General features: G+C 50.9%; 1 rRNA gene. It reads left to right on the top strand.

Annotation, left to right across the window (positions count from 1 at the left end):
* Positions 1-468, top strand: a 16S ribosomal RNA gene (locus M6G53_RS25055); the annotation flags it as partial.

Below are 468 nucleotides of genomic sequence, written 5' to 3'. Positions count from 1 at the left end.
CCTACGGGGGGCAGCAGTGAGGAATATTGGTCAATGGGCGCAAGCCTGAACCAGCCATGCCGCGTGCAGGATGACGGTCCTATGGATTGTAAACTGCTTTTGTACAGGAAGAAACACTGGTTCGTGAACCAGCTTGACGGTACTGTAAGAATAAGGATCGGCTAACTCCGTGCCAGCAGCCGCGGTAATACGGAGGATCCTAGCGTTATCCGGATTTATTGGGTTTAAAGGGAGCGTAGGCGGGCGCTTAAGTCAGCTGTGAAAGTTTGGGGCTCAACCTTAAAATTGCAGTTGATACTGGGTGCCTTGAGTGCGGTATAGGCAGGCGGAATTCGTGGTGTAGCGGTGAAATGCTTAGATATCACGAAGAACTCCGATTGCGAAGGCAGCTTGCTGGAGCGTAACTGACGCTGATGCTCGAAAGTGTGGGTATCAAACAGGATTAGAAACCCTAGTAGTCCCAGTTAA

The organism is Serratia nevei (genome assembly GCF_024160145.1).
GTDB classification, from domain to species: domain Bacteria; phylum Pseudomonadota; class Gammaproteobacteria; order Enterobacterales; family Enterobacteriaceae; genus Serratia; species Serratia nevei_A.
This window is presented reverse-complemented; position numbering and strand designations above follow the sequence as displayed.